The sequence below is a fragment of the Humiphilus diazotrophicus genome (assembly GCF_059726315.1).
Genome location: NZ_AP040870.1, coordinates 1,309,656 through 1,332,865, shown reverse-complemented (window position 1 = coordinate 1,332,865; position 23,210 = coordinate 1,309,656). Strand labels below are relative to the sequence as shown.

The window sequence follows — 23,210 nt, the reverse complement described above, 5'->3', positions numbered from 1 at the left end:
GTGATTATTAGAAGTTATTAGAACTTCCGAGTTTTGATTGATCTAACGCAACCGCAGAATATACTACTTAAACGATAGTCGCCAATAGAATTGAAAATGTCTTGGCCTAACTCTGAGGCTGTTACGAGGGCATAGTATGGCTCAGAAAGAGATACCTACATCAAGCTTAAAGCGGTTCCCCTCTGTCTTCCACACAGATGCTTTCCGGCTACCAGTCGGTAAGCACAAGCAAGTGATTCTGGATCTGGTCAATGAGTTGGAATTGCTGGAGTCTGGAAAGGCTCTCAAGGTTCCACTTGTGGCACTTCCAGACACAAAAGAGAATTTTCGATCCGCATTGGGCCGGGCTACCTGGCGGCGAGGCTTGTCTGTAGAAGTTTCAAGTGATGCTGATCATCTGTATGTGTGGAGAACGGAGCAGACATTGGACTAGAGCAAAACCAGCGTAGGTGTATCCCGAACCACAACTCCCTAGGCAGGTTTTCCATCAAGAAAACCTGCACATCTCCGAATTTGGATAGGACATAGTAACGCTGGTTTTGCTCTAGAGTATTTCTCTATGCGGAATAAGTGAAGTTTGTTCGCTTGTACAGCGAGTCTTAAGTGCCTCCCGGATCCTAGTGCCACGTTGCATCTTTAGTGCTTTGGGTGAAAATCCGGATGCCACAGGAAATCTATGAAAAACAGGAAATTTGGTGGCACAATTGGGCATGCCTAATTTCGTGACGTTTGACGACGGACTGAACTACGTATCGACTTTTGAAATAGAGTATTTTGGTCTTGAACAAGAAGACAAAGAACACAAAGGCGAAACTTACATTAAATTGCGGAATGGGGAAAAGTTTTGGACAAGTTGCGGTATGGAGAAATTGGTTGAAAAGCTCGGACCAGTAGAAAATCTCCATTACTAGCACCAAATGCTACTTCATTACGCCTTTAGACTAATAGCATCAGTGTAGCGGCTTGAAGTAAACCGGCCAAAACGTCAGCATATGAGGATTGGAGTTTAGATGCGGTTGTACATTCAAGAAATAATTGCTCGCGATGAGAAAAACCCCAAACCGGAATATAAGTTCACAGGTCTTATAGAAAATGCATTGCATTGGAGCGATCATGTAGTTGCAGAAAGCCGACAACGACTGATCGCCGAAGACGGGGGAATCGAAATTGATCTTCCTCCTGGAGGTAAAAGTCCCTGTTCAAACCCTAAAATTGAGCCGAGACCGCAAGGTGGTTTTGCGATATCCTACGAGGTCCCGTTGCCATAGCGATCTAATCTCTTGGACTTATACGGCACTTTGGCGCCTAGGAAGCCTTGGCTGATATCGATAAGACGTCGGTCTTCGTCTGGTGTATCGATCCTAATCGGATGTAACCAGAATGAAAGCAAAGCCGTCATGGCCCTTGCTGCAAACGGTCTGAATCACTGTTCCGCTGACTTTGGATTCCTTCGCTACCAACTCATTGAATCGGCGCATACCCTGTACGTTCGGATCGGTGTTGTTTGCATCTGCCAGCTCGCCTTTCCTCACTACATTGTCGACGACGATCAGGCTCCCTTTCCGGGAGAGCTTCAATGCCCATTGAAAGTAATCCGGCGTATTGGGCTTGTCTGCGTCAATGAAGATCATGTCAAAGGGACCCTTGCCCTCGGTAAGGATTTGGGGAAGAGTGTCGAGCGCCGGGCCAACGCGCAGTTCTACGGTTCCAGCAAGTCCGGCCCGTGCAATGTTTGCGGTTGCTACTTCAGCATGTTTTGCGTCTGCTTCCAGTGTGATCAATTTGCCGTCTTTAGGGAGTGCTCGTGCAAGCCAGATGGTGCTATATCCGCCGAGTGTTCCGATCTCCAGAATCGTGCGGGCGCCCTTGAGTTGTGCGAGGATCTGGAGGAGTTTCCCTTGAGCCGGGGTCACGCTGATTTGCGGCAGTCCGGCAGCATCGCTGTCGCGGAGTGCAGCTTCCAAGATCGAGTCGGGGGGGATGAGCAGGTCTGTAACGTAACTGTCAACCGCATTCCATAACTCTTGCGTCATAGATACGTCCTTTGTGTTGTGCTATCGAAAGAGATGATGGGGAGAATGGACGCTCCCCTGTACTGCTATCTAGATGAGATGCTGTTGTCTAAAGTATTACCTGGAGCATTTCCTGCAAAGATGTAGATCAAGTCTCAGAAGCTAGTGCAGCTTTCCGCCAAAGAAAGCCGCATTAGCTGTCTTCGGCATGTCTATACCCATGCGGGAAATGCTTTAAAACCACCGAAATCGTTTCAGCAGGAATAACAGCAGAATTGTGCTAGCCACCATCATGCCCGATACGATGAGTGTGCCATTTGCCGCATCGGTAAATGGGAGCCCCTTGGTATTCATTCCGAAATAGCCTGAGATGACAACGACAGGTAGAGCAATGGTTCCAAGAACCGTGAGCACCTTCATGACCTGATTGGTCCGATTCGCGACACTCGAAAGGTAGACATCCATCGTTCCTGTCAGCAGGTCCCGTTGAGTCTCAATAAGGTCAAGGTTGCGGGAGACGTGGTCAAAGATGTCTCTCATGAATGGCATCAGATCCCTTGCAATGTGGGGGTGTTCCGTACGATACAGGTGCGCTGTGACATCCCTGGTATTGACGAAAATCCGGCGCAGTTCGATCAGCTTGCGCTTGGTTGCGAAGATGGTGGCAAGAAATTCGGGTGACGGATCTTCCAGTACCTGGTCTTCCATCTCATCGATTCGGTCGTCGATCTGATCGAGTATGGGGAGGTATGAGTCGACTACACCGTCACAGACCCGATACAGAATCTGATCGGCACGAAGCTTAGTCTCTACTGCGTGAATCGGCTGCAGGATATTGTTCAAAAATTCGCAATTGTCTTCACGAACCGTTATCACCCATTGGGAGCCAAGAAAGATGTTTAGATCTTCGATGGCAAGGTCGCTGTCATCTTGGGCGCGAATGATCTTAAGAACGACGAAAATGTAGCCGTTTTCTTCGACCTTCGCTCGTTGATGGCGATTGCGGCAGTCCTCGATATGCAGTGGATGCAAATGATACTCGGCCGCAAGCCGGTCTAATTCCGGGGAGTTCGGGTCTAGAATGTCGTGCCAGATCATAGATGCAGCGAAAGTCCGTTCGGCAGGCAGCCCTGGAGTGGCCAGCATAAAGGCCGGTCAGCAAACTACCTGAATCGAAAGTAGTGTACCGCACGGATGTTGAAAACCACAGAAAAGAGCATTCCCGGAAGAAATTTCACCGAAAGGGTGGCCATAAAGAAATCCGTTTTCTCCTGTATAGCCAGTACTAATTCTCCATTGGCGAATCCAGGCATGTAGATCTCTCACGGGGTTTGCATGCCTGGAGACATGAAAGCCTCGCATGCCAACTTCGGGGAAACCCCTACCGGTAGCATAGGCGTTCTCACTAGGCATCGGCCGCGAATGTCTGAGGGGTGCCTCTGCATGTTAAGGTCATCTGTGCTGAGGATACGTTCATGTACAGTGGCTCTCATGATTCTGCGTTCCTTTTGTCTGTAGCTGTTTTGAGATCCCGTTGGCTAACAATCCTGGCGTTCTTCGCTGCGATTGTGGTCTTTGTCCCTTTCGCCTGTGCCGATCCTGTGGACTGGGTGAACTCCTTCATCGGAACAGGTCCCGGAAAAATTGGATATGGCGGGACCATGCCCTTCGTCACCACGCCCTTCGGGATGACGGACTGGACACCACAGACACATCAAAACAAGATCAGCGAGGTCTCCTACCGGTATCAGGACACGGCCATTACCGGCTTCATCGGGACACACCAACCCGCCATCTGGATGGGAGATTACGGGTATGTAACCCTTGTTCCTCAGCTTGGCGAACTCAGGACTGCTTCGGAGCAACGCAAGCTTTCCTTCACTCACACAGAAGAGACGGCAGGACCCGACTACTACTCTGTCTGGATGCATACAGGGGATGGAAAGAAAATTCGTGCCGAACTGACTGCAACGGAACGGTGTGGGTATTTTCGATTTACCTTCCCGAAGGGTGCGACACCTCGCATTCTGGTGGAGGCGTCCCGCTCAGGAATTAAAGGATTCGCCAAGGTCAACGCCGCTGAGAGCGAAATCGAGGGCTATAACCCCGACCGTATGGATAGTCATTTAGGCCCTTTTCAGTTGCCGAACTTCAAAGGCTACTTCGTTGTCCAGTTCCGGCAGTCCTTCGGGCACGCGGATACGTATGGAATAGCTGCTCCGACAGTCGCCGGGGAGCGTGGCGCCTATGCCGAATTCAAAGAGAGTGCCGGTGAAGTGATTGAAGTGCGCGTAGGCACTTCCTTTATCAGTACGGATCAGGCCCGGGCGAACTTGAAAGCAGAGATTCCGTCGTGGGATTTCGAAACGGTTCGGAAAAAGTTACGGACAACCTGGAATGAAAAACTTGAAAGACTCTCGGTAGAAGGCGCTACCGACGATCAGCGGAAGATTCTCTACACGGCGATATATCACGCCTTGCTCTATCCTCGGATCTTTTCGGAGTATGGGCATTACTACAGTGCTTTCGACGATAAGGTCCACGCTGGAGAGTCTTACAATGCCTATTCCATCTGGGATACCTTCCGGGCAGAAAACAGCATGCTGACGTTGTTCGCACCCGAAAGAATCGGCGGGATGGTACAGGCACTCCTGCACGATTACCAGGAGGGAGGCTGGATGCCGAAGTGGCCTAATCCCTCCTACACCAACATCATGATCGGAACCCATGCCGATTCGCTCGTTGCTGAGGCTATGCAGAAGGGCTTCAAAGGTTTTGATTACAACCTGGCATGGGACGCCGTCTACAAGGACGCCATGACCCCGCCTGACGGCGATATAACCCGGCGCTGGGCGGACAGGGAAGAGCATACTCCCTACGAAGCTCGCGCTGGACTGACATACCTCAAGCAATTGGGGTACATCCCTGCCGACAAGGTGAATGAATCTGCATCGAGGACGCTCGAAGATTCCTATGACGACTGGTGTGTAGCGCAGGTCGCGAAACTCCTTGGCAAGACCAGGGAGTACGAGTTCTTCCTGAAACGCTCTCTGAACTATAAAAACCTCTTCAACAAAGAAACGGGTCTCATGCAGGCCAGAGTTTCAAATGGTAGTTGGGCTTCTCCCGAAGAAGGGTGGACTGAAGGCACTGCCTGGGTCTATACCTGGGCCGTTATGCATGACATTCCGGGATTATTGGAATTGATGGGAGGACGTGAGAAATACAATGCCAAACTGGATGAGCATTTTCGGGGTGGCCATAACGTCCATAGCAATGAGCCTAGCCATCACTATGCTTTTCTCTACGACTACAGCGGGCAGGCATGGAAGACGCAGGCGAAGGTTCGAGAGCTTGCAAATGCCGAATATGCAAATCTCCCTGCAGGAATCGACGGAGATGACGATTGTGGCCAGATGTCTTCCTGGTATCTCTTTGCTGCCCTGGGTTTCTATCCCGTGAATCCGGCTTCCGGGGAATACATGATAGGCAGTCCGCTCTTTTCGAAGATCTCGCTTCGTTTGGCAAATGGAAGAACCTTCACCGTGACGGCGAAGAACAATTCCTCAAGAAATATCTACATTCAAACAGCAACCTTGAATGGCAAAGCGCTCGACAAACCGGTGATTACCTATGACGAGATTATGCAAGGGGCGGTTCTGGAGTTTGTAATGGGGCCGGAGCCGTCACAATGGAGCTCCGGCTGGATGCCAAAGCCGTTGTCGCCAAGTATGCAGTAAAGCAAAGCTCCTATCAACGCAGGTTGATAGGAGCTTCTTGTCTGGTGTTGATTTTATCTAAAGCGATTTAGACGAGCTCTACCTCGATCTTTTTTCCTTCTGCATCCAGCTTGGAGATCTTGACGCTGCGGATCTGACCAGCACGGAGTGGTTCAGCTTTAGCTGAGGTGCTATCGGTGGTGCCGCCCTTCCACTTCGCTTTCAGCATCGAACTGAAGGCCGATAGATCTACTTTGTTTGTGCTGGAGCTCTCCTCTGCTGCTGCTGGTGCGGATGCGGCTACCTTGCAGCTGCCGAAAACGCCTTCGCCCAGCTCGACCTCTGCCGAATCTCCCGATTGGCTGATGATACGTCCGGTAACCACTTCGCCTACTTTGTGCTCGGCGATGTAGTCTTCCAGGCTGGTGGGGATCAGCTGCTTGATGCTTAGTTTGAGCTGCCGCTTGTCCTTATCAATCTCCAACACCATGGCTTTGACTACTTGCCCGAGTTTGAGAGCATCCTGGGGATGGTTGAGGCGACGATCGAGAACAATCTCGCTGATGTGAACCATGCCTTCGACGCCTTCTACAACTTGGATGAATGCTCCAAATTTTGTAAAGCTGGTCACCGGGCCTTCGATAACAGAGCCGGGATGCAGCTTTGCAGCAGCTTCCGCCCAGGGATCACCGCTGATTGCCTGTTTAAGCCCCAGTGAGATGCGCTTATCGTCCTGGTTGATTCCCAGGATGATGGTGTCGACGGTGTCTCCAATCTTAACCATGTCGCTGGGCTTGCGGACCTTCTTGACCCAGGACATTTCAGAGACGTGTATCAGTCCTTCAACGCCGGGTTCGAGTTCGACAAAGGCTCCGAAGTCGGCAATCCGTGTTACTGTGCCGCGGACGCGATCTCCGGTCTTGTATTTCTCCGGAACGGCTTCCCAGGGCTGAGCGGTGAGCTGTTTGAGGCCTAGGGAGATCCGTTTTTTCTCCACATCAACCTTGAGAACACGGGCTTCCACCTGCTGCCCGACTGCCAAGATATCGGAGGCCTTGTGGACTCTTCCCCAGGAGATATCGCCAATGTGCAGCAGTCCATCAACGCCGCCAATATCGACGAAGGCACCGTAATCGGCCAGACTACGGACGGTTCCGGTGACGGTATCGCCTTCCTTGATCTCCGTGTAGCGGCGTTCTTTGGTGACCCGTTCTTCTTCTTCGACGATGACACGGCGATCTACCACTACATTTTCTTCTTGAACTTCCAGCTTGGTGATGCGGCAGCGGATCTCCTGACCAACAAGCTTTTCCATGTCGGCTGCTTCGCGTTCGCCACTGCGGGAGGCAGGCATAAAAGCACGTACTCCGATGTCTACGTTGAGCCCACCTTTTACGGCTCCGGTGACCATGCCGGTAATGGTCGCTTTTTCATTGAAGGCTTTCTCTAAAGAACTCCAATCGGTTGGCTGTGCAATCTTGAAGAGGGAGACGCCATAATAGCCTTCCTCATTGCGTCCTTTGACTGAGACGTTGAGCTTATCGCCCGGTTGAACAGTTTTGCCCTGTAGCGCGGCGACAGGCAAAGCTCCTTCGATCTTGTAGCCGATGTCGAGGAAGACGAATTCCGGTGAAACTGTAATGACAGTGGCTTCAACCTGGCGTCCGCCATCTTCTGCCTTGTGAGAGTGACTCTTCTCGTATTGGGAGAGCAGGTCTCCAAAGGACTCGGTTGTTTCAGGGGTTTCGGGCGTCGATTGGGATTCGGGTGTATTCGGGTCGGACATGAGAATTACAGCCTTCTTGAGCAAACTTCCGATCAGGATATCACTCGCGGCTAGAGGTTGCTTCGGGAGGAGAGGGTACTAGCCTGTTTCGCAAAGATTCAGAGGTGCAGCTCTCTTTGGGGGGAAGCTGCCAAGATCCTGCCTCTCCGGTTTACCCCCTTGCGGGAAATGCTCTGGTTCTACCGAAATCACGATACGATGGAGTGGCAACTGGAACTGCGCTTGGTTGGAGGTGTTGGATGGATGGAATCAAGAATACAGCGACGGTTTGCGGCCTTTTCGCCGGTCAATCGAAAGAGATTACCGATCAACGTGGTACATGGACAAGTTCCATTAACCGGGATCCTGTTCCCGGTCCGGTACGTGTAGCGCTGACCGGACTTGAGGGCGATAAAGCAACGCTGCGTTTTCACGGCAATCCCTGGCAGGCGTTGTGTGTCCATCTCTCGGATCACTATCATTTCTGGAAAATACAGTACGGCATGGTTTTGCCCCCGGGACGGGTCGGCGAGAACGTCACTTTGGCCAGTATTACCGAAGACAATATCTGTGTTGGCGACATCGCGCGCTTGGGTACGGCATTGGTTCAGGTAAGTGGACCGAGGACGCCTTGCGGAAATCAGGCGCGCTGGATAGGCCGTAAGGACTGGGTAAAGCTGACACTAAAAGAGAATCGAACGGGTTTTTATCTTCGAGTGCTGGAAGAGGGGCTTCTTGCAGTTGGCGACTCCTGGATTTTGCAGGAACGGCTGAATCCCGATGGAGCAATTCCGGCTATCAATCACTGCTTCTATTCGGATTTCGATATAGAGTACGCTTGGCGTCTGACCGAGATGACTGGCCTCGATCAGTGGTGGAAAGATCGCATTCGCAAAAAAGCCGAGGAATCCATGTCCGAGACAAAAGCTGGGTAGGGGATTCTGCAGCTTGTGATCTGGTCGAATGCTGGCTTGCTCCCCGCTGTTTGAATTGCCAGTTGGTCCAGATATCCCCCTCCGGGCCTTGATTGAACCTCTTTACGAGTATTCAGAACAGGACAATAGCCCGACCTGGAAGCCCTAGAGCATTTCCCGAAATACTGTGAACTTTCCACGTGAGGTGAAGAGCGGCTTTCTTTGGCGGAAAGCCTCGCCAACTTCTATTGCTTCGGTCTACATCTTTTCGGGAAATCCTCTAGTGGGCTTATCGGTTCCAGGATCGGTCCTCTCTGGCTCCTTTATCAAAGCAGATTCCTGGAAAGCTTTCGTGGCTTGTGTGTGCACTCTTCGTGCATCTACCATGCGAATGGTGTAAACTCCGGGTTCCGCTGTCTGCAGCGCATTTTGCGTATTTGGCGAAGCTTCTGGGACGCCGTCCCCGTTTTTCCCCGGGGGGCAAGAAGATGCTCCTTGCTGAAGTTTGGGCAACTAGACTATACCGTTTTCACAAAGGGTGTGTCCGCGAGAAAGGATCTTGGCGCGGCTTTCCTGCCAAAGAAAGCCGCTTTTCACCTAACTTGAAAAGTTCACAGTATTTCGGGCAATGCTTTAGTTAGTTAACCGGACAGAGCTACTCTTCAAGGTCCCGTGTGTGGTCATCGTTTTGTTGCAATCATTTTCTATTCATGCAGTTGAGTCTCCCCTACGACCAACTATTGCGTTACCGTCACTATAAGGTTGACCGTCTGCGTCGCTGCGCTGGCGTTGCTAACCGCAATGATGCATTTGTAGGTCTCTACCTGAGCCGCACCCGACGCGTGGGGTGCCGACGAAACCGGACTGCCGCAGCCGGTCGAACCAATCGTCAAGAATAAAGCTGCAAGCAGCAAAAGTGGCAAACGACGCCAGCGCAGGCCCAGCGGCAACAACAGGCAAGGCAGAAGCTGCGCCAACATCCATGGCCGCATTGCGCTCCGTTTTTTGCCGATACCATTAGCGTCCGTCGAATTCACTGTCACCGTCACAGTAGTCGGCAGCTTGCTGGCGTCCACGCTCGAGTTCGAGAACAGGCAGTTCATCCCCTCCGGCAGCCCGGAACAACTGAGGTTGACCGCGCCGCTCAACACGCCGTTTTCGCCTAACGTGAAGCTGGTCGTTCCGGAGCTTCCTTGTGCCAGCGTAATCGCCAGGGGCGTCGTCGCGTTTAGCCCGGCATTGATTGTCAACGCCGCCGTGTCGACCGTGAGTGATGCCGCTGTGCTCGGCGTCTTCAGATAATACAAGTCTCCCGAGTAAACGGCCGTGAGAGAGTGAGTTCCGACCGGCAACGAGGTCGTCTCATACGTCGCCACACCGGAGACAAGCGGCTGGCTCGCCAGCAGCGTGGAGCCGTCGTAGAAGCTCAACGTGCCGCTCGGCTGTACATTCAAACCTGTCACCGTCGCCACCATGGTCACGCTTGAGCCGAAGTAGATCCTGCTCGACGAAAGAGTCAGCGTCGGTGTTGCAGCCACAGCCGTGATTGTCAGTACGCCCGAAGTGTTGGTGACCGAATAGTTCGACAGTCGATCACTTGGATCATTGAGCGTCGCCGTGACCGGATACGTGCCGACAGGTGACGTTGAGGTGGCTGTCGTGGCATACGTCGCCGTGATCGCATCGCCATTGACGACGCCCGTCAACGTGCCGCTCAACGTCGGCAGCGCCGAACCGTAGACCATGCCCGCATTCGAGGCCGTTACCGTCAGAGGAGCCGCCGACACTGTGATCGCGTGAGTCACAGGCGTCGCCACCGAATAGTCTGCGTTGCCCGCCTGACTTGCCGTCACCACGCACGGACCGGCAGCTGTAAAGCTCAACTTTCCGTTGGCAGCGGAGCAGGCTCCACTAGCAGCAAAGTTCACCGTTAGTCCTGAATTCGCTGTCGCGCTCAGTGCAACCGGCGAGGCGCCGTAAGTCACAGGCGTTGCCGGTGCAGTGAAGGTAATTGTCTGCGTCGCAGCATTCACTTTGACCGAACCCTGAACGTAGCTGATCGTGTAGTTCGCGGCAATTGCCCCGGAGCACGAAGTCGAATAACTGCCTGGAGCGCTCGTCGCAGTGTAGGTCGTCGTGCAGAGGGGCGGCGTCACCACGGTGGACGTGTCGCCGTTCACAAAGCCTGTATAACTCGCTGTGATCTCCGGGACGGGAGTCCCATAGACCACCGTCGCGCTTGAAGCAGTCGCGGTTAGCGGCGCGGGGTTGACGAGGAGGCTTTGCGTTGTCTCTGCCGCCTCGTAGCTGGTCCCTCCGGGCTGATCCGCAGTCACCTTGATAACACCAGCGCCCGTCACCACAAGCTGGCTAGTTCCGTTGATCGCGCCTGGGCCGCTTAACACGGAATAGCTGACGGGCTGGCCAGAACTGGCCGTCGCCGACAATGCGATCGGCGTAACACCATAGCTCACCGCAGAGACAAAGGGCGGGAAGGTGATCGTCTGCGAGATCTTCGGCGTCACCGCACTCGACGGAGATGACGGTGCGCTGGGACCAGCACTATTGGTTGCTGTCACCGTAAAGGTATACGGTGTCCCGTTCGTCAGTCCCATCACCGTAATTGGAGATGTAGCCCCACTCGCCGTGAAGCCACTCGCCGTGAAGCCACTTGGCGAAGAGGTCACCGTGTAGCCGATAATCGCTGCTCCGCCATTGCTACTGGGTGGAGTGAATGTGACCGTCGCCTGCCCATCCCCGGCACTGGCCATCGCTCCAGTCGGAGAAGAAGGTGCAACCGCTTTCACCGTGAAGCTCTGCGACACTGTCGATGCAGCGTTATAAGTCGAACTGCCCGCTTGGTCCGCGTTGATTGTGCAAGTACCAATGGCAAGGAACGTCAACATTCCGCCTGTAGTCGTTGTGCAAATAGTCGTCGTACTCGAGCTAAAGCTTACGGGGAGTCTCGAGCTTGCCGTCGCAGTAAGCGTCGGCGTGGTGCCGTAGTTCTGCGCTCCAGGATTGGGGAAGGTGATCGTCTGCGAGCCCTTCGGCGTCACGGAATTCGACGGAGATGATGTTACGCCGCTACCGACGCTATTGGTCGCCGTCACCGTAAAGGTATACGGAGTCCCGTTCGTCAGTCCTGTCATCGTAATCGGAGATGCAGCCCCACTCGCCGTGAAGCCACTTGGCGAAGAAGTCACCGTGTAGCCGCTGATCGCAGCCCCGCCATTGCTGCTGGGTGCAGTAAATGTAACCGTCGCCTGTCTATCCCCGGCAACGGCTGCCGCTCCAGTCGGAGAAGAAGGTGCAACCGCTGTCACCGTGAAGCTCTGCGACACTGTCGATGCAGCGTTATAAGTCGAACTGCCCGCTTGGTCCGCGTTGATTGTACAAGTACCAATGGCAAGGAACGTCAACATTCCGCCTGTAGTCGTTGTGCAAATAGTCGTCGTACTCGAGCTAAAGCTTACGGGGAGTCCCGAGGTTGACGTTGCTGTAAGCGTCGGCGTGGTGCCGTAGTTCTGCACTCCAGGATTGGCGAAGGTGATCGTCTGGGAGCCCTTCGGCGTCACGGAATTCGACGGAGATGACGCTGCGCCGCTACCGACACTGTTGGTCGCCGTCACCGTAAAGGTATACGGAGTCCCGTTCGTCAGTCCCGTCATCGTAATCGGAGATGCCGTCCCACTCGCCGTAATATCGCCTGGTGAAGAGGTTACGGTGTAGCCAGTGATCGCCGCTCCGCCGTTGCTGCTGGGTGTAGTGAATGTAACCGTTGCCTGTCCATCCCCCGCAATGGCTGTCGCTCCAGTCGGAGATGAAGGCGCAACCGCCGTCACAGTGAAACTTCGCGACGCCGTCGATGCCGCGTTATAAGCTGCGTTGCCCGCTTGATCTGCGTTGATCGTGCAAGTGCCAACCGCAAGGAACGTCAACCTCCCGTCAATAGTCGTCGTGCAAACCGTCGTCGTACTCGAGCTAAAGCTTACGGTGAGTCCCGAGCTTGCCGTCGCTGTAAGCGTCGGAGTGGTGCCGTAATTCTGCGCTCCAGGATTGGCGAAGTTGATCGTCTGGGAGCCCTTAGGCGTTACGGAATTCGACGGAGATGACGCTGCGCTGCTCCCAGCACTGTTGGTCGCCGTCACCGTAAAGGTATACGGTGTCCCGTTCGTCAGTCCCGTCACCGTAATCGGAGATGCAGCCCCACTCGCCGTGAAGCTACTTGGCGAAGAAGTCACCGTGTATCCGCTAATCACCGCTCCACCATTGCTGCTGGGTGCAGTAAATGTAACCGACGCCTGTCCATCCCCGGCAACGGCTGCCGCTCCAGTCGGGAAAGAAGGTGTGACCGCCGACACCGTGAAGCTCCGTGACACCGCCGGTGCCACACTATAAGCTGCGTTGCCCGCTTGATCTGCATTGATTGTGCAAGTGCCAACGGCAAGGAACGTCAACGCCCCGCCTGTAGTCGTCGTGCAAACATTCGTCGTACTCGAGCTAAAGCTTACGGCGAGTCTCGAGCTTGCCGTCGCTGTAAGCGTCGGAGTGGTGTCGTAGTTCTGAGCTCCGGGATTGGGGAAGGTGATCGTCTGCGAGCCCTTCGGCGTTACGGAATTCGACGGAGATGACGCTGCGCCGCTACCGACACTGTTGGTCGCCGTCACCGTAAAGGTATACGGTGTCCCGTTCGTCAGTCCCGTCACCGTAATCGGAGATGCCATCCCACTGGCCGTGATGCTGTCTGGCGAAGAAGTCACCGTGTAGCTGGTAATCGCTGCTCCGCCATTGCTGCCGGGCACTGTAAATGTAACCGACGCCTGTCCATCCCCGGCAGCAGCCGTCACTCCCCTCGGAGAAGAAGGAACAGTGTTGACGTTCATCGTGTAGTTTCGACTGGCTGTCAGGGAACTGCTGTCTGTCGCCTGGATGACGAAGGTGTTACTGCCTGACGCGGTGGGCGTGCCTATCAGATTGCCGCTCGAGTTGAGCGACAACCCTGCTGGCAGCGTACCGCTGGCAACCGAATATGTATAGGGCGATGTTCCTCCGGATGCGGTGATCGTCTGGCTGTACGCATTGTTAATGGAGGCATCGGGTAGCAATGAAGGTGCCAGTGTAATCGTAAACGCCGAACCGCTCAACGAAATCGATTGCGTGGTATAGCTGGGCGAGGCTGCGTTTTTGTCATTGTCCTTCAGGGTGACTGCTCCATTGATCGTTCCAGCGGTTGTCGGCGCAAAGTCAACGGCCAGGGAGCAACTGGCGCCGGAAGCCAGCGAGAAAGCACTCGTGGCCGAGGAACCATTCTGCACGCAGGTTGAGGCCGCATCGTATGCGAAGTTGGCCGCGATGCTTGGGTTATAGTTCGAAGCGGGGAGCGGAAAGGTCAGCGCCGAGTTGCCAATGTTATAGATTGTCGCCGACTGGCTGGTGCTCGTGTTTCCTGTCGTAGTCGCGGGAAAGCTCAAGTTCGGCGGCGTGGCGCGCGATATCTCCTGTACCTTCAGGCTGCCGTTATCGACGACATAAACGTTGCCGACGGCATCCACGGCCACGGCGGATAGGGAGTTGAAGCCGTTGCCCAAAGTTGTTACGCAACTGGCCAACACGCAACCGGACGGCACTATTTTGACTGTGCTGGAGCTTGAGTCTGCGACATAGACACTGCCTGCAGCATCCACAGCCACAGCGGATGGAAAGCTCCAACCACCGCCCAGAGTCGTCACACAACTGGACGACGTGCAAGTGGTTGGCATCGTTTGGATCAACTTACTGTCGAAGTCTCCGACATAGAGATTGCCTGCGCCATCCACTGCCACGATGCCTGGGCTACTGAAGCCATCACCGATCGTTTTTACGCAACTGGACGACGTGCAGCCAGCAGGCGATGCCTTCACTGCGTGATGACCGGAATCGGCGACATAAACAGTACCGGCGCCATCCACGGCCACGCCAGCAGGAGAAAGGAAACCGCCACCCACAGTAGTTACACAGGTAGCAGATGTACAGCCGCTTGAAGTCTTCTTTACTCCATACATAGCATCTGCAACATAGAGATTGCCGGCACCATCAGTCGCCACGGCCATGGGCATCGACCATGCCGTACCGCCGATAGCAGTCACGCAAGAAGCGGACAAGCAACCAGTTGGCACGGCATAGACAGCGTGGTTCCCGGCATCCGCAACATAGACAGTGCCACTCCCATCTACTGCTATACCCAAAGGATTGCTCCAGCCGCCACCCAGCGTAGCAAGGCTGGAATTTGCGGAATTGAAGGCAATTTGAGGCCCAGAGCCTACGCCATAAATATAGACCGAACCCAGAACAGCTCCGTTCCGGTCTTTCAACACTACCTCGCCACGCCGCAATCCCGCGTACTTAGGCTTAAAGTGCACAGTTAGCGAACAGGTATCGCCGGAATTGTAGACATGTGCGCTTCCGTTGGTAAGGCAAGTTCCCGAGCCGTTGTTGTAAAAATCCTGATTCAGTACTCCCTCGGTCAATACGGTTGGCACCGCTCCAGTAGCACTACTATTGAAAGAAAATACAAGATTAAGATCGGGAGTCGGGTCCCCAAAGGCGTCTGAGAAAGAAGCCTCTGTACCGATGCGAGCAGTGTAGAAATTCACGCTCGCAGTTTGCATCACCATTAGTGATCCCAAAGATCCATCCATGTAATAGAGATTGCCGCTCGCATCTACGGCCAAGCCGCCAATGTAAGAACTAGTGCTCCAAGCAGACCCAACTGTCTTAACACAGCTCGATGAGTTACATCCAGCCGGCATCTTCTTCAATAAGTAATCATTATCTGTAACATAAACATTGCCGAGTGCATCAGCCGCTACCCAATTCGGACTAGTCCAACCGCCACCGAGAGTAATCATACAGCTCGTTGAAAAACATCCGGAGGGGAACTCTAATACCGTCTTGCCGCCCCAATTCGCAACATAAACGTTATGATTGCTGTCGACGGCCACGCCTTCGGGAATATTGAACCCGGGAAGAGTAAGCCTGCAAGAATCATTCCGACAAGTTGCCGGGATCTTATTCAGTGTATTGGCCGCATCATCGATGAAATAAAAAGAGCCGTCTGTATCCGTTGCAATGCCAGTTGGGTCCTGAGTACTGTAATTCATCTCAGTTACACAACTCGAAGCTGCGCAAGTAGGCGGCATATCAACTATATTGCTTTGTGCGGGCTCTGTTACATAGATCACATTGCCATCCGAACTAGCCGCAATACCACTGGGACGTATCCACCCGAAGCCAGTGCCCATCTTAGTTACGCAGTTGCTTGACCGGCATCCTGCTGGCACTTTTTTTACTGCGCAAGTTGAAAAATTCCCGGTAGTGGTGTCGCCATAATCCGGCGCATAGACGTTGCCTCTTGAATCTACAGCCACCCCTTCAACTACGTTCCAACCGAGGCTCACCACTCCGGAAGTTGCACCCTCGAAGGTGACGGTTTGCGCAACAGCCCGCACGCCAAGGCTCGCCAACAAACAAGTCAACACCATGACAAGACGCAGATGACTCAGCATTTTGCACTCGCTCTTCCCAAACACCTTCATCGACACACACTCCCGGCATTGCATGGAACTGGATCGTCAGGGAAGACGGCGCAGGCTTGCGCCAGGCAGATCATGGACGCAATGAGCCATCCAGACTCCATACGGTGGAATTGACAATAAAATTCAGGTTAGAGGGTGTCTCCGGGGAAAGTCCTGTACCTTAGTACAGTCAGCGGGAATATTTCGCAATCTTTGAGGAAGTATCCATGGAACGAGAAATAGCTCGTTCCATGGATTAGGACGACTCTCATTGTTCCGCGAATCACCCGACGTCGATCTATACGCGCTCACATCATTACAAGCTGCCGCAAGCGCTCATCCGAATATAACGGCACAGAAGAGGAACTCACACAACTACAGATATCGGATGTCCCGCTTCTTGATCGAATCTAGTTAAGGTGGGAAATACAAGCTTTTCAATATCGGTAACCGTATAGAGCTAGAGCAAAACCAGCGTAGGTGTATCCCGAAATACAACTCCCTACGCAGGTTTTCCGTCAAGAAAACCTGCACATCGCTGAATTTAGATAGGACATAGTAACGCTGGTTTTGCTCCAAAGTACCGCTTGGACATCGATATGGAAGCCTCCGTTGACCCCACCTGAATATGCTCTATTTTGTTTCGTGGCGAAGCCGGAGGCCCCGAGTCCTTTGCTGCAGGCGGCTAAGGACTCTTCATGAATAGTTCAGGCTAGAGATTGCGGCCCAAAATGTAGTCGTCGCAAATCTGGTTGCCGACTTGGAATTTGCGCACTCCCACTTGGATGAAGCCATGCCGCTTGTAGAAGGCAAGTGCTTTTTGATTTCCCGCATATACACCTAATAGCAATCTCTTCTTGCCAAGAGCCATGGCCTTTTCTATAGACCAGAGCATCAGTGCGGAACCAATCCCGGTTTTCTGAAAGCGATGCAGCAGGTAAATGCGTTTGAGTTCTATATCGGCAGAGGTTGTTTCAACGGGCAGATCCGGAGGACATAGCACAGCATAGCCGACTGGAGCGCTTTTCACTTCAGCTAGGCATAGATGGTATTCGGGCGTCTCCAGCCAATGAGCATACTTCTCTGCGGAGTGTTCATAAATGCAGTGGTGGAGCAGGTTGTCCCCTTCAAGTATTCCTGCGAAAGCTTCCAGAAAACTTGCGGCTCCAACCAGGCCAAGTTTTACTTCGTCGCCAGGGAGGCAGATACGCAGCTGATAGTCTTGCTCAATCTCCATAGTCCTATGGTAGCGAAGAATTTGCCGGCGAAAACAGATCGCATCAAAGTATGAATCATCTTTCCGCCGGCTATCTTGGTCAGGCTGGAATAACCCTGCGCTGACGCAAGCCGTCGAAGAATGTGTTGAACATGTCTTCCGTATCGATGCAATCGTGGAAGCCTGCTCTTCGTGCCTTTATCGTGCTGGTGATGTTGTCGAACTCGCTGTTGAAAATGAAGTCTCCGAAGGCCCAGGAGGAGATTTGCCGATAGGGAATAGCCTGCAGGTTATACTTGTGCACGATCTTTTCCCAGAGCGCTTCTTTATCCGACATGTAGGTTACAAGCGGTGTCGGTACTGGATCGGCTACCTCCATCTGAAAGGCCTTGGCGATGCGAGGCCACATATGTTGCCAGCGGAAGTAGTCTCCATTCGTAATGTTGAAGATTTGATCGTGTGCGGAATCGCTTTCGCCTGCCCAGACAGTCGCCTGGGCCAAAATATCCGCCGATGTGACCTGATAGAGAGCCCGGTACGCCTTTTCTGTGCCAGGAAAGCGAAGCGGAAGGCCTAGTTCCTTAGAGATTACGGCGTACACCGCAATGACCATGGCCAGATTCATTGGATTACCTACGGCAAAACCACAGATAGCCTCGGGTCTCAGGGCTGTCCAATGCCATTGTGCCTGCTGCTGTCTTGCACGAAGGAAGTCTTCCTGGTCGTAGTAGAAGTTCGGTGGCATGAGCCGCGGGTCGTCTTCTCTTGCCGGGGTTTTGAAGGGGCCAAGATCTGCCCCGTAGGCTTTGCCTCCCTGATAGAAGGTAATGTGTTGCAAACCTGGCGAGGATTCTTCTACGGTGTCGAGAAGGTTACGCAGGATTGCGACATTGACCTCGGATTTTTCAGCAGCCGTGGCACGTTCAATGTAGGCGCCAAAGACAATATGCGTGACATCCTTTATCCCGCTCAGCTTTGTGCGGACATCTTCGGGATCTAGGAGATCTACTGAGACGTTCTCTACTCCACTTTGGGCAATGCCGACTCTGCGCGATAGACCATAAACCTTTGTATTTGGCCGTGCGGCCCAGTGTGCAGCGGCTGCGCTTCCACTCACTCCCTGCGATCCGGCAACTAATACCGTATTCATTTTCGACATTTTCAAAACTCCTGAGGTTCTTGTGACCATAGTTTCAGAGCATTTCTCGCTTAGATATACCCTTCCAACAGTGGTGAAGAGCAGCTTTCTTTAGCGGAAAGCTGCACGATCATCCGTGGCTTCGGTGTACACCTGAGCGAGAAGTGCTCCAGGTTGCTTCTAAAAACCTTCGCGTATCGTGGACGGACTACTGAGAGCGAAGCGTGCAATTTCGTCTTTGCGCAGGAAGGCAACTCCGGGATGGGACTGAGCATACTGAATGAAGTCCTCAGTCACCTTCATGCGAGAAGGGCGCCCCGCAATACGATCGTGCATGCTGACGGACATCATTCGCCGCCGCTGTCCTGCTTCTTCATAGAGCACATCGAATTCATTTTTCAGGTCGGTTGCAAATTGATCTGTACTAAAGTGGCGCACCTCATAATTCACGATGTCATTCATATGCAGCGTATAGGGCACGACAGCAAATGGTTTGCTATTTACCGGAATCAAGAACGGTTCATCGCGGCTGATGTTATCGATGGTGTACAAGAACCCCAGTTCCTGAAGAATTGCCAGAGTGTTTGGCGTTCCACGCAGCCAAAAGGCGTTGAAGCCCAAAGGACGTGTTCCCGTAGCTTTTTCGATGCTGGCAATGCTCTGTTTGTAAGCTTCACGCTCCTCTGCCAGCGTCATAGAATACTCGGGCGTCCATGTTTGTCCGTGGCCGGAGGCCTCATGGCCGCGCTGCACTATTTCTTTCGCCAGCGATGGATGTGAATCGACAGCAGCTCCCACCATATGTGAAGTAACTTTCACCTTGCGGCGGTCAAGCATATCCAAGAGTCGAGGCAATCCTTCCTTCCATCCATAGTCGTACCAGGTACCGGCGGCGATATCGGGATATCGTGAATCGATGGGTGGCATGGGGCTTTCTGCTCCGCTCGCTGGTTGCGCCCCTGCCTCCATTTGCATCGATAGCGAAATTACCAGCTTGATCCCATCCGGCCAGAAAGGGCCTCCCTTGGGTTGAGCCGTTAGAGGGTAAGTTTGTGCCTGAGAGGGGAATGAGATACCGGCTGCAAATGCCGATGCAGTTCCTGTTTTCATGAAATCGCGACGATTCATCGAAGTGCCTTTCACAGAGAGTTCGGGTGAAACAATTTGTCCAGCGAGACTATGTTTTTGGTGCGAAGAGCAAGCAGTGCCGAATACATTGCGGCATAAATTAACTGCAATCCTGCACTTTCCCAGTCCTGCCGCAATGTGGCGCCGAAGGTAAGGGTGAGAATCAGCAGAGAGCCAATGATTAGTGCCTGACGTGTAGCGAGACCCAGAAAAACAAAGAGGCCAATTGCTGCTTCAAGCCAGGGAAGAGCAAGGCCAAATAGATATACCGATCCCGGAGGAAGCGGAGTCTGGTGGAACATCGGTACCAGTGCCTGGGCAAAGATAGCTGGTCCCGCGAGGATGCGGCTGAAACCGTGAACGAAGATGTTAAGTCCCAGAATTGCTCTCAATAGAAGATAGGCGAGCGCCGAATCGTCGACCCGCCGCGCTTGAGCGTCTTTCATAAAGCCCTCCACGGAATTTATAGATTATCGATAATCTATAAAGTTTCATGAAAGATGATATTTTATGGAGAGGAGTTTTCATGGCTGAGAGTATTCAGCGCGATTCGATTGCCGAGCGCGTAAAGCAACTGCTGATTAAGCGAATCATGAACGGAGAACTACCTCCGGGGCAGCGGCTGATCGAATTGCAGATTGCGCGTGAGTTGAATACCAGTCAGGCTCCGGTACGCGAAGCACTTCGGCAGCTTGAAGCGATGGACTTTGTTATCACGGAACCCTATAAGGGGTCGCGTGTTCGTGAGATAACGGAGCAGGATATGCGTCAGGCTTATCTTGTTCGCGCTTCTCTTGAGGAACTGGCGGGCCAGCTAGCTGCAAGTACTTTGAAGGGTAGTGTCGAGGTACTCAAAAAAGAAGCAGAGAAGATACAGAAGGCCGCCAGGAATGGAAACTCCGAGCAGTACGCAAAGTACGACCACAGCTTTCATCGGATGATCGTAGAGTCCTCCGGCAATCGTATTCTGCTGAGAACATGGAATTCTCTTACCTTTGAATCTCGAATTCTTCTTTGGCTGGCAAAGGGAAAGGTTAACCTCAGCCATGTTCAGGAGGCGCATTGGGAGATTATCGATGCGCTGGAATGCGGTAATGGTAAAGCTGCAGGAAAGCTGCTACACGAGCATCTTTATCATTTTGCGATTGAAGAATAGCTGGCTTACGATGCGAATGTTGTGAAAGATCTTGCGGATCTTTCACAACATGATTTGCTGGCCAGAGATAATCTAGAGCATTTTTCGAATTAGTGTAGACCATTTATCCCCTATCCGGCAGTTGAGCTGATGAAAAGGCGGCGAACGATAGACTGGTAACGGTTTTTATTGCAATGGGGGTTTCACCAGATGGGTGAATTGCCGAAGTCGGAGCTTGCGGTCGAGGGGGCGGAGTTGGAGTCGTTTTCTGTAGAGACGCCTGGAGGCCTGCTTCACATCCGATGGGACAACGAAGCCCGTGCGACACCCAACGCACAACTGGCGTTTTTTGCCGAGTTTCTTGCCTCCACCGGAGTGTATTCGTCCTGGATCGACAGTTGCCCGCTGCGCTATGCGAACAGCATCGGAGGCGATCAACACAAGCGTGACGTACTGGGCACCTGGTTTCTGTCGATTCTGGCCGGGCATCATCGCTACGCGCACATCACCGCGCTACGCGGCGACGGGGTGAGTCCGCAGATCCTGGGCATGAGCAAGATCGTCAGCGAAGACGCGCTGCGCCGGGCGCTGGCCCGGATGAGTGCCGAGGAGAGCCAGAGATGGCTTCGGCCTCAGCTTCTATCGAGTGTGCGGGCGGTTCTGGACAGGCCGTGGATACTGGACATTGATACCACCGTCAAGACGCTTTTCGGTCAGCAGCGCGGCGCCGAAGTCAGTTACAACCCACACAAGCCTGGCCGTCCCAGCCACGCCTTGCATACTTACTATGTGGGCGGCTTGCGCCTGGTTCTGGATGTGGTGGTTTGCTCCGGCAAACAGCACACGGCGGCTCATGCTCGACCTGGATTGAACGACATTCTGAATAGCTTGAGCCGCGAGCAACTACCCGCCTTGGTGCGCGGCGACTGCGGTTTTGGCAACGAGCCCTTCATCGCCGAACTGGAGAAGCGCGGCCAGCCTTATCTGTTCAAGCTGCGCCAGACTGGTGGCGTCAAGAAGCTGCTGCGGCGCCAGTTCGCTCGCAAGGACTGGACAACGCCCGGTCCCAGCGATCAAGGCTGGAGCGCGGTCGAAGATACTTTGAAGCTAACTGGGTGGGATAAGTCGCGGCGGGTGGTGATACTGCGCCGGGCGGCCAAATCCGAGGTAGCGCTGACGAGGAAAGCTGTCGAAGGTCAGATGGAGTTACTGCTGCCCGATCAGGATGTGGAAGTGTGGGAATACGCGGTGCTGGTAACCAGCACCGACTACCCGCTGGAGACGATGGCACAGTTATACCGCGACCGGGCCGATGCGGAAAACGGCTTCGACGAGCTGAAGAACCAATGGGGCTGGGGCGGTTTCACCACCCAGGACATCGAGCGCTGCCAGACCAGCGCCCGCGCCGTAGCGCTGATCTACAACTGGTGGAGTTGGTACTGCGGCGCCGCCAAGCCGGAAGCGCGCATGGAAGCCATCACCAGCCGGGCATTGCTGTTGGCCGGGGTAGGAAGAGCCACGCAGCACGCAGGGCAGACGACGCTCCACCTGACGCCGATGCACGCTGCGAAGTCTACATTGATGCTGTTAATCACCAATATCCGCGCTGCTCTGAGCCATGTAAGGAAGGTCGCGGAGCAGTCCCTTGCCACAGACCGGTGGAAGACCCTGCTCGATTACATCGTAGCCAGAATCATCCCCCACCGCACTCGAAAACTTCTCCATATAGGTCACCTTCTATCGGTCAACTGCGGTTTTTAGGATTATACAGAGACGGAACCAAGCCTGAGCATTATCAGGGGAAATAAGCTTGAGAGCGTCGGCTATAGCTTGCTCAAGGGATTCTCTGGTTCTAGCTTTGGCAGCCCGAAGCAGTTGTTTGAGCTTAGCCCAAGCCTTTTCGATCGGATTCAGATCGGGCGAGTAAGGCGGCAGGTATAGCAATTCTGCTCCAGCGGCCTCGATCAGCCTCCGTACGCCGTTGACCTTATGGGAACTCAAGTTGTCCATTACCACCACATCGCCAGCTGTCAGTGCCGGACAGAGTATGTGTTCGACATAGGCTAGGAATATCTCCGCATCGGTAGCGGCTTCGATGGTCATCGTTGCTACCATGCCACGAAAACTCATTGCTCCCAGGATGGTCATGATTTTCCATTGTCCTCCAGGAGTAGATTCGTGTATACGAGTGCCTCCGAGGCAACGGGCATAACGCCTCGTCATCGAAGTTGTCACACCACTCTCGTCAAGGAAGATCAGCCGTTCCGGACTTGTCGCCTGGATCTTGGCGACAAATTCTTGGCGTCGCTGGCGGTTCGCTTCGGTATCGCGTTCACTGGCATAGAGCGACTTTTTTTCAGCCGTAAACCCAGTTTCCGAAGTAGAAACCAAATCCGCCCCAAGCTCAGTTCCACGCTTGCTTCATTGTGCAACTTTGCTTGCACTTCAGCCAACGTTAAATCCGGCTCCGCTTCCACCCACGCTATTACCTGCTTTTGCTCTTTGGCTCCGACGTGTGGTTTTCTCCCGGGACGATGAACAACTCGCTCGGCTTGACCACTATGCTTCCGCTGGCTGGAAACCTTCTTCGCCCAACCTACACTTACTCCAAATAGCTCTGCCAATTC

At 53.5% G+C, this 23,210-nt stretch carries 14 protein-coding genes; 5 read left to right on the top strand and 9 right to left on the bottom strand.

Annotated features, from left to right (window positions below):
* The first annotated feature begins 136 nt into the window (after positions 1-136).
* Positions 137-433 carry a hypothetical protein gene (locus tag AC6I7T_RS06825; protein WP_497792583.1) on the top strand — a complete coding sequence of 99 codons (297 nt, stop codon included), beginning with the start codon at positions 137-139 and terminating at the stop codon, positions 431-433.
* 928 nt (positions 434-1,361) lie between these two features.
* Here the strand turns inward: AC6I7T_RS06825 and AC6I7T_RS06820 are convergent.
* Both AC6I7T_RS06820 and corA read right to left on the bottom strand, forming a co-directional pair.
* The gene (locus AC6I7T_RS06820) at positions 1,362-2,033 is read right to left on the bottom strand and encodes an O-methyltransferase (protein WP_497792582.1); all 672 of its coding nucleotides are present in this window, start codon (positions 2,031-2,033) and stop codon (positions 1,362-1,364) included.
* A 213-nt stretch (positions 2,034-2,246) separates the two neighbouring features.
* Positions 2,247-3,110: a magnesium/cobalt transporter CorA gene (gene corA / locus AC6I7T_RS06815; RefSeq protein ID WP_497792581.1), complete on the bottom strand. Its 864-nt coding sequence runs from the start codon at positions 3,108-3,110 to the stop codon at positions 2,247-2,249.
* Between the two features lie 377 nt (positions 3,111-3,487).
* On the opposite strand from corA, the gene AC6I7T_RS06810 reads away from it, so the two are divergent.
* Complete coding sequence (locus AC6I7T_RS06810) at positions 3,488-5,752, top strand: GH92 family glycosyl hydrolase (protein ID WP_497792580.1); 2,265 nt, start codon at positions 3,488-3,490, stop codon at positions 5,750-5,752.
* 67 nt (positions 5,753-5,819) lie between these two features.
* On the opposite strand, the gene AC6I7T_RS06805 is transcribed toward AC6I7T_RS06810, so the two are convergent.
* Entirely contained in the window at positions 5,820-7,517 is a 1,698-nt protein-coding gene (locus AC6I7T_RS06805) for a 30S ribosomal protein S1 (RefSeq protein ID WP_497792579.1), read from the bottom strand.
* Between the two features lie 239 nt (positions 7,518-7,756).
* Here AC6I7T_RS06805 and AC6I7T_RS06800 point away from each other — a divergent pair, with 239 nt between their 5' ends.
* A complete protein-coding gene (locus AC6I7T_RS06800; RefSeq protein ID WP_497792578.1) occupies positions 7,757-8,431 on the top strand; it encodes an MOSC domain-containing protein in 675 nt (224 codons plus the stop codon).
* 716 nt (positions 8,432-9,147) lie between these two features.
* Here AC6I7T_RS06800 and AC6I7T_RS06795 read toward each other — a convergent pair.
* The 5 genes from AC6I7T_RS06795 to AC6I7T_RS06775 all read right to left on the bottom strand — a co-directional run bounded on the left by AC6I7T_RS06795 (position 9,148) and on the right by AC6I7T_RS06775 (position 19,894).
* Positions 9,148-15,957, bottom strand: coding sequence for a fibronectin type III domain-containing protein (locus AC6I7T_RS06795; protein WP_497792577.1), 6,810 nt, complete (start codon positions 15,955-15,957; stop codon positions 9,148-9,150).
* 721 nt (positions 15,958-16,678) lie between these two features.
* Positions 16,679-17,203, bottom strand: coding sequence for a GNAT family N-acetyltransferase (locus tag AC6I7T_RS06790; protein WP_497792576.1), 525 nt, complete (start codon positions 17,201-17,203; stop codon positions 16,679-16,681).
* 79 nt (positions 17,204-17,282) lie between these two features.
* Positions 17,283-18,341 (bottom strand): SDR family oxidoreductase, encoded by a 1,059-nt coding sequence (locus AC6I7T_RS06785; protein ID WP_497792575.1) that lies wholly within the window; start codon positions 18,339-18,341, stop codon positions 17,283-17,285.
* 159 nt (positions 18,342-18,500) lie between these two features.
* Positions 18,501-19,448 carry a polysaccharide deacetylase family protein gene (locus AC6I7T_RS06780; protein ID WP_497792574.1) on the bottom strand — a complete coding sequence of 316 codons (948 nt, stop codon included), beginning with the start codon at positions 19,446-19,448 and terminating at the stop codon, positions 18,501-18,503.
* 11 nt (positions 19,449-19,459) lie between these two features.
* Complete coding sequence (locus tag AC6I7T_RS06775; protein ID WP_497792573.1) at positions 19,460-19,894, bottom strand: DoxX family membrane protein; 435 nt, start codon at positions 19,892-19,894, stop codon at positions 19,460-19,462.
* A gap of 80 nt (positions 19,895-19,974) precedes the next feature.
* Here AC6I7T_RS06775 and AC6I7T_RS06770 point away from each other — a divergent pair, with 80 nt between their 5' ends.
* Entirely contained in the window at positions 19,975-20,604 is a 630-nt protein-coding gene (locus tag AC6I7T_RS06770; RefSeq protein ID WP_497792572.1) for a GntR family transcriptional regulator, read from the top strand.
* Positions 20,605-20,793: 189 nt separating this feature from the next.
* Positions 20,794-22,344 carry a transposase gene (locus tag AC6I7T_RS06765; protein ID WP_497792571.1) on the top strand — a complete coding sequence of 517 codons (1,551 nt, stop codon included), beginning with the start codon at positions 20,794-20,796 and terminating at the stop codon, positions 22,342-22,344.
* Here AC6I7T_RS06765 and AC6I7T_RS06760 read toward each other — a convergent pair.
* Complete coding sequence (locus tag AC6I7T_RS06760; RefSeq protein WP_497792570.1) at positions 22,321-22,974, bottom strand: IS630 family transposase; 654 nt, start codon at positions 22,972-22,974, stop codon at positions 22,321-22,323. The genes AC6I7T_RS06765 and AC6I7T_RS06760 overlap by 24 nt on opposite strands.
* Positions 22,975-23,210 lie beyond the last annotated feature (236 nt).

Bases quoted from the DNA above. Each gene is read 5' to 3' on its own strand.
- AC6I7T_RS06825 (WP_497792583.1), top strand. From the start codon at position 137: ATGGCTCAGAAAGAGATACCTACATCAAGCTTAAAGCGGTTCCCCTCT.
- AC6I7T_RS06820 (WP_497792582.1), bottom strand. From the start codon at position 2,033: ATGACGCAAGAGTTATGGAATGCGGTTGACAGTTACGTTACAGACCTG.
- corA (WP_497792581.1), bottom strand. From the start codon at position 3,110: ATGATCTGGCACGACATTCTAGACCCGAACTCCCCGGAATTAGACCGG.
- AC6I7T_RS06810 (WP_497792580.1), top strand. From the start codon at position 3,488: ATGTACAGTGGCTCTCATGATTCTGCGTTCCTTTTGTCTGTAGCTGTT.
- AC6I7T_RS06805 (WP_497792579.1), bottom strand. From the start codon at position 7,517: ATGTCCGACCCGAATACACCCGAATCCCAATCGACGCCCGAAACCCCT.
- AC6I7T_RS06800 (WP_497792578.1), top strand. From the start codon at position 7,757: ATGGATGGAATCAAGAATACAGCGACGGTTTGCGGCCTTTTCGCCGGT.
- AC6I7T_RS06795 (WP_497792577.1), bottom strand. From the start codon at position 15,957: ATGCTGAGTCATCTGCGTCTTGTCATGGTGTTGACTTGTTTGTTGGCG.
- AC6I7T_RS06790 (WP_497792576.1), bottom strand. From the start codon at position 17,203: ATGGAGATTGAGCAAGACTATCAGCTGCGTATCTGCCTCCCTGGCGAC.
- AC6I7T_RS06785 (WP_497792575.1), bottom strand. From the start codon at position 18,341: ATGTCGAAAATGAATACGGTATTAGTTGCCGGATCGCAGGGAGTGAGT.
- AC6I7T_RS06780 (WP_497792574.1), bottom strand. From the start codon at position 19,448: ATGAATCGTCGCGATTTCATGAAAACAGGAACTGCATCGGCATTTGCA.
- AC6I7T_RS06775 (WP_497792573.1), bottom strand. From the start codon at position 19,894: ATGAAAGACGCTCAAGCGCGGCGGGTCGACGATTCGGCGCTCGCCTAT.
- AC6I7T_RS06770 (WP_497792572.1), top strand. From the start codon at position 19,975: ATGGCTGAGAGTATTCAGCGCGATTCGATTGCCGAGCGCGTAAAGCAA.
- AC6I7T_RS06765 (WP_497792571.1), top strand. From the start codon at position 20,794: ATGGGTGAATTGCCGAAGTCGGAGCTTGCGGTCGAGGGGGCGGAGTTG.